Annotated in this window: 11 protein-coding genes; 9 read left to right on the forward strand and 2 right to left on the reverse strand. The window is 77.6% G+C overall.

Annotated elements, in window-relative coordinates; all coding sequences use genetic code 11:
- Window positions 1-11 precede the first annotated feature (11 nt).
- The 6 genes from ACH5AR_RS19715 to ACH5AR_RS19740 are packed head-to-tail and all read left to right on the forward strand — an operon-like array spanning window position 12 to window position 8,761.
- A complete protein-coding gene (locus tag ACH5AR_RS19715) occupies window positions 12-581 on the forward strand; it encodes a DUF6309 family protein (RefSeq protein ID WP_396302703.1) in 570 nt (189 codons plus the stop codon).
- On the forward strand, window positions 578-5,086 hold the full coding sequence (locus ACH5AR_RS19720; protein ID WP_396302704.1) for an AMP-binding protein: 4,509 nt from the start codon (window positions 578-580) through the stop codon (window positions 5,084-5,086). Before ACH5AR_RS19715 ends, ACH5AR_RS19720 begins: the two co-directional genes overlap by 4 nt.
- 11 nt (window positions 5,087-5,097) lie before the next feature.
- Complete coding sequence (locus ACH5AR_RS19725; protein WP_396302749.1) at window positions 5,098-6,354, forward strand: aspartate aminotransferase family protein; 1,257 nt, start codon at window positions 5,098-5,100, stop codon at window positions 6,352-6,354.
- Between the two features lie 12 nt (window positions 6,355-6,366).
- The gene (locus ACH5AR_RS19730) at window positions 6,367-7,230 is read left to right on the forward strand and encodes a TauD/TfdA family dioxygenase (RefSeq protein WP_396302705.1); all 864 of its coding nucleotides are present in this window, start codon (window positions 6,367-6,369) and stop codon (window positions 7,228-7,230) included.
- The gene (locus tag ACH5AR_RS19735) at window positions 7,227-8,012 is read left to right on the forward strand and encodes an SDR family oxidoreductase (protein WP_396302706.1); all 786 of its coding nucleotides are present in this window, start codon (window positions 7,227-7,229) and stop codon (window positions 8,010-8,012) included. The genes ACH5AR_RS19730 and ACH5AR_RS19735 overlap by 4 nt, the downstream gene beginning before the upstream one ends.
- Window positions 8,013-8,014: 2 nt before the next feature.
- Entirely contained in the window at window positions 8,015-8,761 is a 747-nt protein-coding gene (locus ACH5AR_RS19740; RefSeq protein ID WP_396302707.1) for a methyltransferase domain-containing protein, read from the forward strand.
- A gap of 91 nt (window positions 8,762-8,852) precedes the next feature.
- Here ACH5AR_RS19740 and ACH5AR_RS19745 read toward each other — a convergent pair whose 3' ends face one another.
- Window positions 8,853-9,542, reverse strand: a complete 690-nt coding sequence (locus tag ACH5AR_RS19745) for a Tat pathway signal sequence domain protein (protein ID WP_396302708.1) — start codon at window positions 9,540-9,542, stop codon at window positions 8,853-8,855.
- A gap of 222 nt (window positions 9,543-9,764) precedes the next feature.
- Between ACH5AR_RS19745 and ACH5AR_RS19750 the strand changes: the two genes are divergently transcribed.
- From ACH5AR_RS19750 to ACH5AR_RS19760, 3 genes are read left to right on the forward strand one after another with little or no spacing between them, the layout of a single operon-like run.
- Window positions 9,765-10,568, forward strand: coding sequence for a class I SAM-dependent methyltransferase (locus tag ACH5AR_RS19750; protein ID WP_396302709.1), 804 nt, complete (start codon window positions 9,765-9,767; stop codon window positions 10,566-10,568).
- Window positions 10,565-12,013 carry a maleylpyruvate isomerase family mycothiol-dependent enzyme gene (locus ACH5AR_RS19755; protein ID WP_396302710.1) on the forward strand — a complete coding sequence of 483 codons (1,449 nt, stop codon included), beginning with the start codon at window positions 10,565-10,567 and terminating at the stop codon, window positions 12,011-12,013. The genes ACH5AR_RS19750 and ACH5AR_RS19755 overlap by 4 nt, the downstream gene beginning before the upstream one ends.
- Before the next feature lie 10 nt (window positions 12,014-12,023).
- On the forward strand, window positions 12,024-12,893 hold the full coding sequence (locus tag ACH5AR_RS19760; RefSeq protein WP_396302711.1) for an NAD-dependent protein deacetylase: 870 nt from the start codon (window positions 12,024-12,026) through the stop codon (window positions 12,891-12,893).
- Between the two features lie 76 nt (window positions 12,894-12,969).
- Here ACH5AR_RS19760 and ACH5AR_RS19765 read toward each other — a convergent pair whose 3' ends face one another.
- The gene (locus tag ACH5AR_RS19765; protein ID WP_396302712.1) at window positions 12,970-13,629 is read right to left on the reverse strand and encodes a hypothetical protein; all 660 of its coding nucleotides are present in this window, start codon (window positions 13,627-13,629) and stop codon (window positions 12,970-12,972) included.
- Between the last annotated feature and the right edge of the window lie 408 nt (window positions 13,630-14,037).

The following is a 14,037-nucleotide window of genomic DNA, read 5'->3' on the forward strand; positions in this document are numbered from 1 at the left end:
GGAGCACTGCCGTGGAGATCGTCACCGCCGTCGCCTACCCCGAGGTCCACGACGCCTACCTGCGGGACCACCCGGTGGAGCGGGCCCACGAGGCGAACAGCAACATGTACGGCGAGGAGAACCTCGAACGCGCCGACCGCCTCCCCGGCGGCTGGTGGCGGATCCGGCTCTCCCGGGCGGACGTCCTGGACATCGTGCTGCCCTGGCACCTCAGCGAGGGCGGCGAGCTCGAACTGGTGCCGCGCTCCGGGCTGACGGTCGCCGAGGCGGCCGAGCGGCTCCGCGCCGCCGGGGCCGACTGGTCCGCCGCCAACCCGGTCTGCGCGGCGAAGCTGCGGCTGCTGCGGTGGGCCCCGTTCACGCCCGTCTACCTCAGCACCTCCCCGGTCGACCACCCGGACTACGGCGACCTCGCGGTCCGGTCCGGGCTGATCCACCTCGACGGCCTGCACCGCCTGCTGGCCTGGGAGCTGGCCGGGCGGCTGCCCGAACGGCCGCTGCTGGACGGCTACCTGGTGGGAGACCCGGGGGTGGCCGCCGGGCCCGCCCGGGCGGGCCGGACGGGGGACGAGTCGGCGTGACCTCCGCGACGCAGCACCTCCGGTCCGCGTCCTGCGGCCATCCGGCCGACCCCGCCCCGCCCGCCCGCACCCTGCCCGGGATGCTCGCCCGCCTCGCCCGGGTGCACCCCGACCGGCCCGCCCTGGGCGACGGCGTCCGCACCTTCGACTACCGCACGGTCGACGGCGCGGCCGACCGGATCGCCGCCCGGCTGGCCGCCGGCGGCACCGGCCGGGGCGACCGGGTCGCCCTGGTCGGCCCCCGGGACGCCCGGATGCTGGTGCTGCTGTACGGCGTGCTGCGCTCGGGCGCGGCGGCGGTGCTGGCCGACCCGGACTGGTCGCCGGCCGACCTCGCCCGGCGGCTGGCCGCCGTCCGCGCGGCCCGGGTGCTGGCCACCGAGGGCGGGCTCGGCGGGGAGGTGGTGGACGTCGCGGCGCCGGCGCAACTGCCGGAGCTGCCGGAGCTGTTACCGGTCGCCGCCGAGGTGCGCGGCGAGGACCTCGCGTACCTCTCCTTCACCTCCGGGTCGAGCGGGGAGCCCAAGGCCGTCGCCGTCACCCACGCCAACGCCGTGCACTACGCCCGGGCGCTCGCCGGCCGGCTCGACCTCACCGAGGCCGACGCCCCCTGCACCGCCCACGTCACCACCCTGGCCGCCGACCTCGGCCACACCGCCTGGCTGCTCGCGCTGGCCACCGGCGGTTCGGTGCACCTCGTACCGGACCGCGAGGTCCGCGACCCGGAGGCCTTCTGGGCCTCGCTGCGCCGGGCCCGGGTCGACGTGCTGAAGACCACCCCCTCGCACCTGACCGCCCTGCTGGAGGGCCGCCCGGCCGACTCCCCGCCGCTGCACACCGTGCTGCTCGGCGGCGAGCCGCTGCCCCGCGCGCTCGCCGCCGCCCTGCTGGACGGCGGCACCACCGCGCGGCTGGCCAACCACTACGGCCCGACCGAGACCACCGTCGGCGCCACCTGCCTGCTCGTCACCGCCGCCCGCCAACTGCCCGCCGACGAACCGACCGTGCCGATCGGCAGCGGGATCGGCGAGGTGCTGCTGACCGTGGTGGACGGCACCGGCCGGGCGGTGCCGGACGGCACGGTGGGCGAACTGCTCATCGGCGGCGCGGGGGTGGCCGCCGGGTACGACGGACGGCCGGCCGAGACCGCCCGCGGTTTCGTCCGGTACGAGGGGCGGCTCGTCTACCGCACCGGCGACCTCTGTCGCCGCCGGGCGGACGGCAACCTGGTGTTCCTCGGCCGGGTGGACCGCCAGGTGAAGGTCCGCGGCTACCGGGTGGACCTCGCCGAGGTCGAGCGGGCGATGGACGACCACCCGGGTGTCGCGCGCTCGGCGGCGCTGCTGCGGGAGACCGCGCTCGGCAACCAGCTGATCGGCGTCGTCACCTGGGCGGGCGGCGCCGGTGGGCCGGACGGGTCGGACGGCCTCGGCGGCCTGGACGGCCTGCGGGCCCACCTGCGGGACCGGCTGCCGGGCTACTCCGTGCCGCAGCCGATCCTGGTGCTGCCGCGGTTCCCGGTCGGGCCGAACGGCAAGCTCGACCGGCAGCGGCTGGCCGAGCTGGCGGCCGAGCTGGTCGAGGCCCGGGCGGGGGCGGGCGGCAGCGGGCCGGGCGGCAGCGGACCGGGCGGCGCCTCGGCGGGCGGCAACGGGACGGGCGGCGCCACGGCGAGCGGCCCGGCCGGGGAGATCGCCCGGTTCTGGGCGGGCGCCCTCGGCCTGCCCGCGGTGGGGCCGCGCGCCGACGTGCTCAGCCTCGGAGGGGACTCCATCCTCGCCATGCGCACCATCGCCCTCCTGCGGCGCTCCGGCCTGCGGGTCGCCTACGAGGACTTCTACCGGCACCCCACGGCGGAGGGCCTGGCAGCGGCCGCCGTCCCGGCCGCGCCGCCCGTCCCCGCCCCGCGCGCCGCCACCGGCGGGCCGCGGCTCGCCCCCGCCCAGCGCTGGCTGTACCGACAGCGGACGCTGCGGGACCTGCGGCACTGGAACCAGTCCGTGCTGCTGCGCTGCCGCACCGCCGTCGACCCGCAGGCGCTCACGGCGGCCGTCGCGGCCGTCCTGGAACGGCACCCGGCGCTGCGCCGGCCGCTCACCCCCGACGGCTGCGGCGAGGCCCTGGCGGTGGCCGACCTCGACCCGGTCTCCTTCTCCCGGATCCCGGGCGCGGCCGGGGAGATCGCCGACACCGTCGCCGGGGTCTGCACCGGGCTCCACCGCAGCCTCGACCCCTCGGCGGGCCGGCTGCTGCGCGCCCACCTGTTCACCGGCCCGGCCGGCACCGACGACCGGCTCGCGCTGGTCGCGCACCACCTGGTGGTCGACGGGCTGTCCTGGCGGATCCTGCTGGACGACCTGGCGCACGCGTACCGGGCGGCGCTCGACCGGAAGCCGGCCGACCTGCCGCCGACGGCCGACTTCTACGCCTGGGCGGCGCTCTGCCCGCCGGCCGCCGGGCCGGACGGGCCGGGAGAGGCGGGAGGGGAGGAGCCCGCCGCGGGGGAGACGGTGGAGCCCACCGCGGTCAGCTGGGCGCTCGACCCGGCCGCCACCGCCCGGCTGGTCGCCCGGCACGGTGCCGGGGCCCGGCTGGAGGCCGTCCTGCTGGCCGCCTTCGCCGAGGCCGTCACCGGCGACGGCGACGGCGACGGCGACGGTGGCGGCGTCCGCGACGGTGGCATCGACGGTGGCGGCGACGGCGACCGCGCCGGTGGCGGCGACCGCCCCCCGCTCGCCGTGGAGGTGGAGACCCACGGCCGGGACGCGGTCGGCGACGCGGGCGAATTCCTGGACACCGTCGGCTGGTTCACCGCCGTCAAGCACATCGCACTGGAGGCCGGCGCCACCGCGGACACCGTGGCGCGGCGGCTGCGCGAGGCGCCCGTCCGGCCGATGGACACACCCGGCGCACGGCCCGGCGTCGGCTTCAACTTCCTCGGCACCTTCCGGCTGCCGGAGGAGCCCGCGCTGGACTGGACGGTCGCCGCCGAACAGGCCGGCACCGCCCGCTGTACCGGCGGCGACCCGCTGTACGAACTGCGCCTCACCGCACGGGTGGTGGAGCAGCGGCTGGTCGCCGACCTGGTGGACGGACGGCCCGGTCGGCCGCACCGCTCCGCCGAACGGATCACCGCGCGGTTCGCCCGCACCGTGGCCGCCGAGGCGCGGGCGCCGCACGCCGCACCGCCCGTCCGGGCACCGCTGTCCACCTCCGGGCAGCTGCTGCACCCCGGCGTCGCCCCGACCGCCCGGGCGCGGGTGGTCGAACCGGCCCGGGTGCTGCTCACCGGCGCCACCGGCTACCTCGGGCGGCACCTGCTGGCGGCCTTCCGGGAACGCGGCGCCGAGGTCACCTGCCTGGTGCGGGCCGCGGACGAGGCCGAGGCGCTGAGGCGGCTCACGGCCGCCGGCGGGGCGGGCCCGGCGGCGGCGCTCGCCGGGGACATCGACCGGGACGGCCTCGGCCTCTCCCCGGCCGGACTGGAGCGCGCCCGGGGCGCCCACCTGGTGGTGCACGCGGCGGCGGACGTCCGGCTGGTGGCCTCGCCCGACGAACTGGAGCGCACCAACCACACGGCGGTGCGCCGCCTGCTCGACTGGGTCGGGGAGCACGCCCCGGACGCCCGCGTCCACCACGTCTCCACGCTGGCCGTCTCCGGCGGCGTCGACGGCCCGCCGCGCCGCTTCAGCGAGGCCGACCTGGAGATCGGCCAGCACTTCCGCACCCCGTACGAGCGGACCAAGTACCGGGCCGAGCAGGCCGTCCGGGCCTGGGCCGCCCGCGGGCACACGGCCTACCTGCACCGCAGCGGCCACATCGCGGCGCACAGCCGGACCGGCGCGTTCCAGGCCAACGCCGGGGACAACCGGATCTACCAGCTGCTCCGCGGCTACCTGCTGGCCGGCGCCGCGCCGAGCCGGCCGGACACCGCCTTCGCGTTCTCGTACGTGGACACGGTGGCCGCCGGGATCGCCGCGATCGCCCTCGACCCGTACGCCGCGCCCGGCGCGTACCACGTGGAGACGCCGCACGCCGTCCCGCACGACGAGCTGGTGCGCTGGCTGGCCGGCCACGGCTACCCGGTACGGCTCACCGACGAGGCGGGCTTCGCGGCCGCCCTCGCCCGGGCCGAGCGCCGCCACCCGACGGCCGCCCGGGTGGCCGCCGCCTGGGCGGCGCAGGAGGAGCGCCGCGTCCTGGTGGACAGCGCGTACACCACCGGGGTGCTCGACCGCCTGGGCGTGCGCTTCGCCGCGCCGACCCCGCGGTGGTGGTCGGCCGCGCTCGACTGGGCCGCCGGGGCCGGCTACCTGCCGCCCGTCGGGCCCGCCCCGCTCGGCCCCGGCCCAGCCGGTGCCGACCCCAGCGGCACCGGTGACCACCGTGCCCCCGACCGTGCCCCCGTTCGTGCCGACATCCGTGCAGACTTCCGCGCCGACATCCGCGCCGACATCCGTGCAGACTTCCGCGCCGACATCCGTGACGGCAGGACCAACCCGTGAAGGCAGGCCCCGTGTCCCAGCTCTCCCCGGTGCTCAAGCAGGCCACCCCGGTCGTCGCCGTACGCGGCGAAGGACTCCACCTCTACGACGCCGACGGCCGCCGCCACCTCGACTTCACCTCCGGCGTGGGGGTGACCAGCACCGGCCACTGCCACCCGAGGGTGGTCGAGGCCGTCCGGGAACAGGCCGGCCGGCTGATCCACGGGCAGTACACCACCGTGCTGACCGACCAGCTGCTCACGCTCACCGAACGGCTCGGCGAGGTGCTGCCGGCCGGTCTGGACTCGCTGTTCTACGCCACCGCCGGAACCGAGGCGGTGGAGGCCGCGCTGCGGCTCGCCCGGCACGCCACCGGACGGCAGAACGTGGTCGTCTTCGAGGGCGGCTTCCACGGCCGCACCCTGGGCGCGGCCTCGCTCACCTCGGCCGGCACCCGGTTCCGGGCCGGGATCGGCCCGATGATGCCCGGGGTCGCGGTGGCGCCCTTCCCGGCGGCGTTCCGGCTCGGACTGTCCGAGGACGAGGCGGTGGCGCACGCCCTGCGCGGACTGGACGAGGTGCTCGCCACCGTCTCCGCGCCCGCCGAGACGGCCGCCCTGTTCGTCGAGCCGGTGCTCGGCGAGGGCGGCTACGTCCCCGCCCCGCCGGGCTTCCTGGCCGGGCTGCGCGAGCGGGCCGACCGCCACGGGCTCCTGCTGGTGGTGGACGAGGTGCAGACCGGCTTCGGGCGCACCGGCCGGTTCTGGGCCCACCAGTACGAGGACGGGGTGCGCCCCGACGTCCTGATCACCGCCAAGGGCCTGGCCAGCGGCTTCCCGCTGTCCGCGATCGCCGCGCCGGCCGAGCTGATGGGGCGCGCCCGGCCCGGCTCGCAGGGGGGCACCTACGGCGGCAACCCGGTGGCCTGCGCCGCCGCGCTGGCGACCCTGGACGTGCTGCGCGAGGAGCGCTTGGTGGAGAACGCGGCCGTGCAGGGCGCCCGGCTGCTGGCCGGGCTGCGGGAGGTCGCCGCCGGGGTGCCCGGGATCGCCGACGTCCGCGGGCTCGGGCTGATGGCCGCCAGCGAGTTCTGCCGCCCGGACGGCACCCCGGACCCGGACGCCGCCCGGCGGGCCCAGCAGGCCGCGGCCGAACACGGGCTGCTGCTGTTGCTGTGCGGGATCCACCTCAACACGGTCCGGATGATCCCCGCGCTGGTCGTCACGGCCGAACAGATCGACGAGGGCCTGGAGTTGTGGGCGAAGGCCGTCGCGGCCGGCGGCCGGTAGGGAGGAGCGGACATGGACGCGATGACGGAAATCGGCTGGAGCAGCCTGGAGTTGGATGCCCGGCGGGAGCTCTGGTCGCTCCCGCTGGGGGAGCGGGAGCGGCGGCTGCTGTGGGCCGACGCGCGGGCCGGGCGGTGGGGCGAGGGCGAGGAGGTGCGGGCCCGGCTGCGGGAGTTCGCCCGCAACGCCGCCGACTCGGTGGGCATCACCCATGTGAGCGGCCTGGTGGACCCGTCCCACCCGGAGGACGAGATCACCGAGGTGCTCTCCTTCCTGCTGAGGGACTTCGGCCGGATCGTCCCGCAGAACGGGCGCGGCGACCTCACCTCGGTGCTGCACGACCAGGACGGCGACGGCAACAGCGAACTGGGCTTCCACTGCGACACCTGCGACCTGCTGGTGCTGCTCTGCCTGCGGCCCGCCTTCGACGGCGGCGGGCTGACCAAGCTGGCGAGCGCCCGGCACGTGCACGACCTGATCCGGCGGGAGCGGCCGGACGCGCTGGCCACGCTGCGCGAGGACTGGACCTTCGAGCGCAGCGGCCGGGCCGGCCCGCAGGTGGTGGTCACCCCGATCCTGTACGACCGCAAGGACGGGACGATCGGCTGCTACTACCAGACCCGCACCGTCCGCTCGTCCCCCGACCGCGGCGGGCCGGAGCTGACGGACCGTCAGTGGGAGGCGCTGGGCGTGCTGGACGAGGTGCTCTACCGGCCGGAGATCGCCTTCGGGCTGCCGATGGCCGCCGGGGACCTGCTGATCATCCGCAACAGCCGGGTCCTGCACGGGCGTTCGCCGTTCGTCGACGAGCCGGGCCCGTACTCCCGGGGGATGCTGCGGATCTGGGTGAACGAGGGGGAGGAGTGGGCGCGGTGACGACGGGAGGAGAGCGGGGCTCCGGGGACGAGCCGCACGGACGGGTGGCGATCGTCACCGGCGGGGGCAGCGGCCTCGGCCGGGCCTCGGCGCTGGCCCTGCTGGCGGCCGGCTGGGCGGTGGTCGTCGCCGGCCGGCGCAAGGAGGCGCTGGAGGAGACCGCCGCCCTGGCCGGCCCCGGGGCCGACCGGGTGCTGCCCGTGCCGACCGACATCCGCAGCCCCGAGGAGGTCGCAAGGCTCTTCGACACCGTCCTCGACCACCACGGCCGGGTGGACCTGCTGTTCAACAACGCGGGCGCCGCCGCCCCGCGCCGGCCGATCACCGAGACGCCGTTCGAGGACTGGAACCGGGTGCTGGACACCATCGTCACCGGCGGCTTCCTCTGTGCCCGCGAGGCCTTCCGGGTGATGAGCACCCAGACCCCGCAGGGCGGGCGGATCATCAACAACGGCGCGCCCTCCGCCTACGTGCCGCGCCCCAACTCCATCGCGTACACCGCCGCCAAGCACGCCGTCCTCGGCCTCACCAAGGTGCTCTCGCTGGACGGCCGGCCGTACGGCATCTCCTGCGGGCAGATCGACGTCGGCAACGTCACGCCGGTGGACGGCGGCCCGCAGCCGGCCGCGATGCAGGCCGACCGGACCATGGCCGTCGAGGCCACCATCCCGGTGGAGCGCTTCACCGAGGCGCTGGTGCTGATGGCCTCGCAGCCGCCGGGCACCACCATCCAGTCCCTGGTGGTGCTGCCGACCACCATGCCGTTCGTCGGGAGGGGCTGACGGTGCTGGTCAGCGCGCGCTCCTTCGCGGAGTACCGGGCGATGTTCGCGCTCACCGAACGCGACCTGGAGCAGCGCGTCCTGGACTGCCCGGCCGGCGCGGCGGGTTTCGTCGCGGAGGCCGGGCGGCGCGGGACCGACGCCGTGGCCGTCGACCGCCAGTACGCCGAGCACCGCGAGGAGCTGGGCCTGCTGGTGGAGCAGGAGACGCTCTTCAAGCGCGAGCTGCTGCGGAAGGAGACCGAGGGGTACGTCTGGTCCTGGTACACCGACGCGGACGACCTGATCCGCCGGTGGACGGCGGCCGCCCGGGCCTTCCGGGCCGACATCGCCGCCCGCCCGGAACGCTACGTGGCCGCCTCGCTGCCCGAACTCCCCTTCGCCGACGACTCCTTCGACCTGGTGCTCAGCTCGCACCTGCTGTTCTCCTACGGCAACCGGCTGGGCGAGGAGTTCCAGCGGGCGGGGCTGCTGGAGCTCGCCCGGGTGGCGCGCCGCGAGGTCCGGGTCTTCCCGCTGGTGGTGTACGACACGGGGGAGCGCTACGCGGGGCTGGAACCGCTGCGCGAGGAGCTCGCCGGGCTCGGCGTCCCCAGCCGGGTGGAGCGGGTGGCCTACGAGTTCCAGCCGGGGGCCGACGAGATGCTGGTGCTCTCCACCGCCGGCTACCGCGCGCCGGCCCGCGGCGCGGTGGGGGCGGCGGGCTCCGTGGACCCGGTGCGCTGGCGGCACCGGGAGGCCGGAGGCTGACGGCCGCGCGGGCGGCACCCGGCGCCGCCGGGCCGACCCGTGGGGCCGCCGGGCCGGGCCCCCGGCGGCCCCACGGGGCCCTATTCGGCGGTCAGTTGACGAAGACCGCCGGGGCGCCCGGCTGGCTGGTGTCGGCGACGGGGCCGTACGTCGCGGAGAAGTAGCCGTCCGCGGGGCAGAGCGTCGAGCCGCCGCTCTTGGCGAAGTGCTCGGTGCGGAAGGCCAGGCTGTGCGCGGTGTTGTCGGCACTGCCGGTGAACGCGCCGCTCAGCTGGTAGGAGCAGGTGATGGTGCCGAACCAGCTGTCCAGCACGGCGGTCGCCTGGATCGCCCCGGCGGACCCGCCGGTGAGGGTGACCGGCAGGCCCGCCGCGTCGGAGACGGTCACGCCGTACGGCAGGTTGCCGACCGTCAGGCTGCGCACCGAGGTGACCCCGGTGACGTTGGCGGTGCAGGAGCCGAAGGTCAGCCCGGTCAGCGAGGCGCTCGCACTGCCCGGCGCCGCCGGGTTGCCCAGCACCGAGGCGGAGAGCTGGGAGGCGGCGCAGGTGACGCCGGTCGTGCTGGTCGCGGTCGAGTAGAAGGTGGCCTTGGTGCCCGCGGCGAGCGGTGCGGCGAGCGCGTCGCCCACGGCGACGGCGGTACCGCCCGCGCTCCCGGCGGTGAGCACCGGCCCGGCGGCGAGGGGAGCGGGGGACGCGGAGGCGGGCGCGGCGGCCGGTGCGAGCGCGGCGGCGGCGCAGACGGCGGCGGTGACGGCCAGGCGGCGGCTGAAGCGCATGGGAAAACCTCTTCCTCGGTGAGGGGCGAGAAGACGTCCTCTCGCGGCTCCCGGGTGGTGGGGCGGGAGCGCGCGGCGTTTCCGGGTCCATAGGGTCCAGCCGTGTCCGCGTGCCGTCAAGGCGCCGGGACGAAGCTGTTGACGATCCGTCAACAAGGCCTTCCTGTCGGGCGTGGCCGCCCGGAGCGCCCCGGCCACCGCGCCACCTGCGAGAATCCCGGCATGGCTGAGCACGGGACCGACCACGGCTACCTCCTGGACAACCGCCAAGCGGAGGCCGGTGTCCGCTTCGGCGCCCTCGCCGAGCTGTTCGACCCGGTGACCTTCCGGCACGTCGACGCCCTCGGCATCGGCCCCGGCATGCGCTGCTGGGAGGTCGGCGCGGGCGGCCCCTCGGTGCCGCTCGGGCTCGCCGAGCGCGTCGGCCCGACCGGCGCGGTGGTCGCCACCGACATCGACGTCTCCTGGACGGCCCCCGCCGCCGGCGGCCCGATCGAGGTGCCGCGCCACGACGTCGCCGCCGACCCGCCGCCCCCCGGCGGCTTCGACCTGGTGCACGCCCGGCTGGTCCTGGTGCACGTCGCCGACCGCGCCGAGGCCCTGCGCCGGATGGTCCGGGCGCTGCGCCCCGGCGGCTGGCTGCTGCTGGAGGACGCCGATCCGGCCCTCCAGCCGCTGCTCTGCCCCGACGAGGCCGGGCCCGACGAGCGCCTCGCCAACCGGCTGCGGACCGGCTTCCGCACCCTGATGGCGGGCCGCGGCGCCGACCTCGCGTACGGGCGGACGCTGCCCCGGCTGCTGCGCGAGGCGGGCCTGGCCGAGGTGCAGGCCGACGCCTACTTCCCGATCACCTCGCCGGCCTGCGCGGTGTTGGAGGACGCGACGGTCCGGCAGGTCCGCCGACTGCTGGTGCGGGAGGGCCTCGCGACGGAGGAGGAGATCGAACGCCACCTGGCCAACGTCGCCTCCGGCCGGCTCGACCTCGCCACCGCCCCGATGGTCTCCGCCTGGGCGCGCCGCCCGTGACGCCTCCCTGCGAACCCGACGGCGCCGGGATCGCCGCGCTGCTCGCCGAGGTGCGCGCCTGCGCCGGGCGGCTCCTGGCCGGAGTCGACGCGCTGAGCGACGGGCAGGCCCGCGAGCCCTCGGCGCTGCCCGGCTGGAGCCGCGGCCACGTCCTCACCCACCTCGCCCGCACCGCCGACGCCTACCGGTGGCTGCTGACCGCCGCCCGGGCGGGCGCCGACCCGGGGCCGCGCGCCGACGCCGCGGCGCTGGAGCGCGCGGTGCGCGAGGGCGCCGGGCGCGGTGCGGCGGAGCTGGTCGCGGACCTGCGGGCCGCCCTGGACGGGATGTTCGCGGCGGCGGCCGCGCTCCCCGCCGAGCAGTGGTCCGCTCCGGTGTCCGCGCTCGCGGGCTGGCGGCACCCGGCGTGGTTCACCCTGTACCGGGCCTGGCGGGAGCTCGAAACCCACCACGTCGACCTGGACCTCGGCCGCTCGACCGCCGACTGGCCCACCGGGTACGTCGCCTGGGCACTGGACGCGACGGTGGCCGCGCTGGCCGCGCGCGGGTTCCCGGTCGCCCGGCTGACGGCCACCGACCTCGCCCGCGACTGGACCCCGGCCGCGGCCGGCCCCGCCGTCAGCGGCCCGGGCCACGCCCTGCTCGGCTGGCTGTCGGGGCGCGGCCCGGCGCGGGCCCTGCGGGCGGACGGGCCGCTGCCGGTGCCGCCGGCCTGGCCGCTGCCACCGGTCCCGGGCCGGCCCCTGGCGGACCGGAGCGCCTGCGCGGACCGGAGCCCCGTGCGGGGCGGGCGTCCCGCTGCGGACCGAAGGCCGCGGCTGCTCGTCGTGAGCGGTCCGCCCGGGGCGGGCAAGACCACGCTGGCGCGCGCCCTGGCGGCGGCGCTCGGCTGGCCGGCGGTCTGCCGGGACGAGGTCAAGGAGCGGATGGCGGCCGCCGGGCGGCCCCCGGGCGAGGACCCGGAGCCGGAGCAGCCGGACGAGGACCACGACCAGGACCTGGACCTGGACCTGGACCTGGACCGGCGGACGCTGGACGAGTTCTTCCGCACCCTCGACACCCTCCTGCGGGCCGGCACGGACCTGGTGGCGGAGGCCGCCTACCAGGACCGGCTGTGGCGGCCCGGCCTGGTACGGCTCGCCGGCCTCGCCGAGGTGCGCATCGTGCGCTGCACCGTTGCCCCGGCGACCGCCCGCGACCGCATCGCCCGCAGGGCCGCCGAGGAACCCGCGCGCGCCGTCCACGCGGACGCCGAACTGCTGCACCGGATCGCGCGCGGCGAGCGGCCGATCGAGTCCTGGGTGCCGATCGCGCTGGACGCCCCCTGCCTGGCCGTGGACACCAGTCGGGGCTGGAGCCCGTCCCTGGAGCGGATCACCGCCTTCGCCACGGACCCGGCAGCGGGACCTCCCGCTCCGCCCGGGAAGCGCGGCGCGTCGGGCTAACCTCGACGGCATGGACGCGTTCGAACACCCGGGCGGGCACGCCGCCGTCGCACCGGGGGAGGGGCTGGAGGCCCTGGCACGGCTGCTGGACCGCCGCGGCGCGGTGGTGCTCAGCGGGGCGGGCCTGTCCACCGAGTCCGGCATCCCCGACTACCGGGGCGCCACCGGCCGCCGTCGCCGCGGCACCCCGATGACGTACCAGGAGTTCACCGGGAGCGCGGACGCCCGGCGCCGCTACTGGGCCCGCAGCCACACCGGCTGGCCGGCGATCGCCGGGGCCCGCCCCAACGCCGGGCACCACGCGGTGGAGCTGCTGCGCCGGGCCGGGCGCGTCGCCGCGGTCATCACCCAGAACGTGGACGGCCTCCACCACGAGGCCGGTACCCGGGAGGCCGTCGAGCTGCACGGCGGACTGCGCCGGGTGGTCTGCCTCGGCTGCCGCCGCACCAGCACCCGGGCCGAGCTGGACCAGCGGCTGGAGGCCCTGAACCGCGGCTTCCGGCAGGCCGGGGCGCAGCTGCGGCCCGACGGCGACGCACTGCTGCCGCAGTCCGCGGTGGACGGCTTCCGGGTCGCCGCATGTGTGGACTGCGGCGGCGTGCTCAAGCCCGACGTGGTCTTCTTCGGCGAGAACGTCCCGCCGCCCCGGGTCGAGCACTGCTACGAACTGGTCGACGCGGCGGGCTCGTTGGTGGTCCTCGGATCCTCGCTGGCGGTCCTGTCCGGGCTGCGCTTCGTGCGCCGTGCGGCCCGGGCGGGGCTGCCGGTCGCGATCGTCAACCAGGGCCCGACGCGCGCGGACGAGCTCGCCGCGCTCCGGCTCGACCTGCCCCTGGGGCCGGCCATGGCGGAGGTCGCCCGGCTGCTCGACGCGGGCTGACCGGGGCTTCCGGCGGGCCGTACGGCACGTGCGGCGGCGAGCCGTACGGTACGTCCTGCCGCCGGCGCCGGGGTGCTCAGCCCGCCGGCAGGGCCGGGCGGCCCGGCACCCACAGCGGCACCCGGCCGGCGCGCGGCATGGACCGCGCCGCGTCCTGCTCCAGCCGGCCGGCCACCCGCTCCGGATCGCCCTCGCACAGCTCCACCAGCGCCGCCGCGGCGATCCGGGTGCAGCACAGCACCAGGGCCAGGGTGTCCTGGCGCCGGTGCTGCTCCCGGACGTAGGCCTCGGCGCGCTCCTCGATCCGGTGGTCGTGGCCCGTCCCGTCCTCGGCGGTCAGCGCCTGGACCCCGTGCCACACCAGGGTGAGCGCGCAGGGCTCGGCCGGGTGCGCGGCGCCCTCCCGCCGCGCCTGCTCGCGGGCCTCCGCCGAGCGCTGCCCGAGCCACTCCAGCGCCGCCGGCCCGTCCTCCCGGCAGGAGCGCAGCACCAGCTCCGCCGCCCGGGCGACCACGGCCCGCAGCACCGTCGGCGCGGGCACCCGCAGGCCGCCCGAGGGGGCGTCGCCGAACGCCAGCCAGGCGTCGGCGAACGAAGCCGCCCGCAGCCCGCCCGTCCAGGCCGGCGACCCCCCGTCCGCCGCGCCCAGCCGCTCCTGAGCCCCCAGCCGCACCAGCCCCACGGCCGCCAGGCGCACCGCGTCCCCGTCCAGCTCCCGCAGCCATCCACTCCGCACCAGCACACACCCCCGTCAGCGGTTCGTCCCCGTGGGCTCATCCCACCACACCAGGACGGGAACGAACTAGACAGGGGCACGTCACAAATCTGGAACGCTGGCCTCCGGTCGGCTCTCCCCGCGTCCTGCGTCGGGCCCGCCGTCGGGCCCGCCGTCGGGGGCTGGGGGAGCGGTGCGGCGGGTCCGGGTGCGGCGGGATCCGGCCAGGTGCGCGGGGCGCCGGGCCGACCGGCCGGGTCACGGTGGGACGGCCGTGGCGCGTTTGGCACCCGGGGTGTGGGAGTCGGGTGGGTTGGGCAGGGGCACGTCAGACCCGGGCGACTGTGCGGACGCCCGGTGCGTCGGGCGGGGCCGTCGACGGCCTGTCGTCAGCGTGCGCGGAGCCCGCCGGGCAGGGCGAGGTCGTCT

The sequence above is a fragment of the Kitasatospora sp. NPDC018619 genome (genome assembly GCF_044391605.1).
In the GTDB taxonomy this organism is placed as follows: Bacteria; Actinomycetota; Actinomycetes; order Streptomycetales; family Streptomycetaceae; genus Kitasatospora.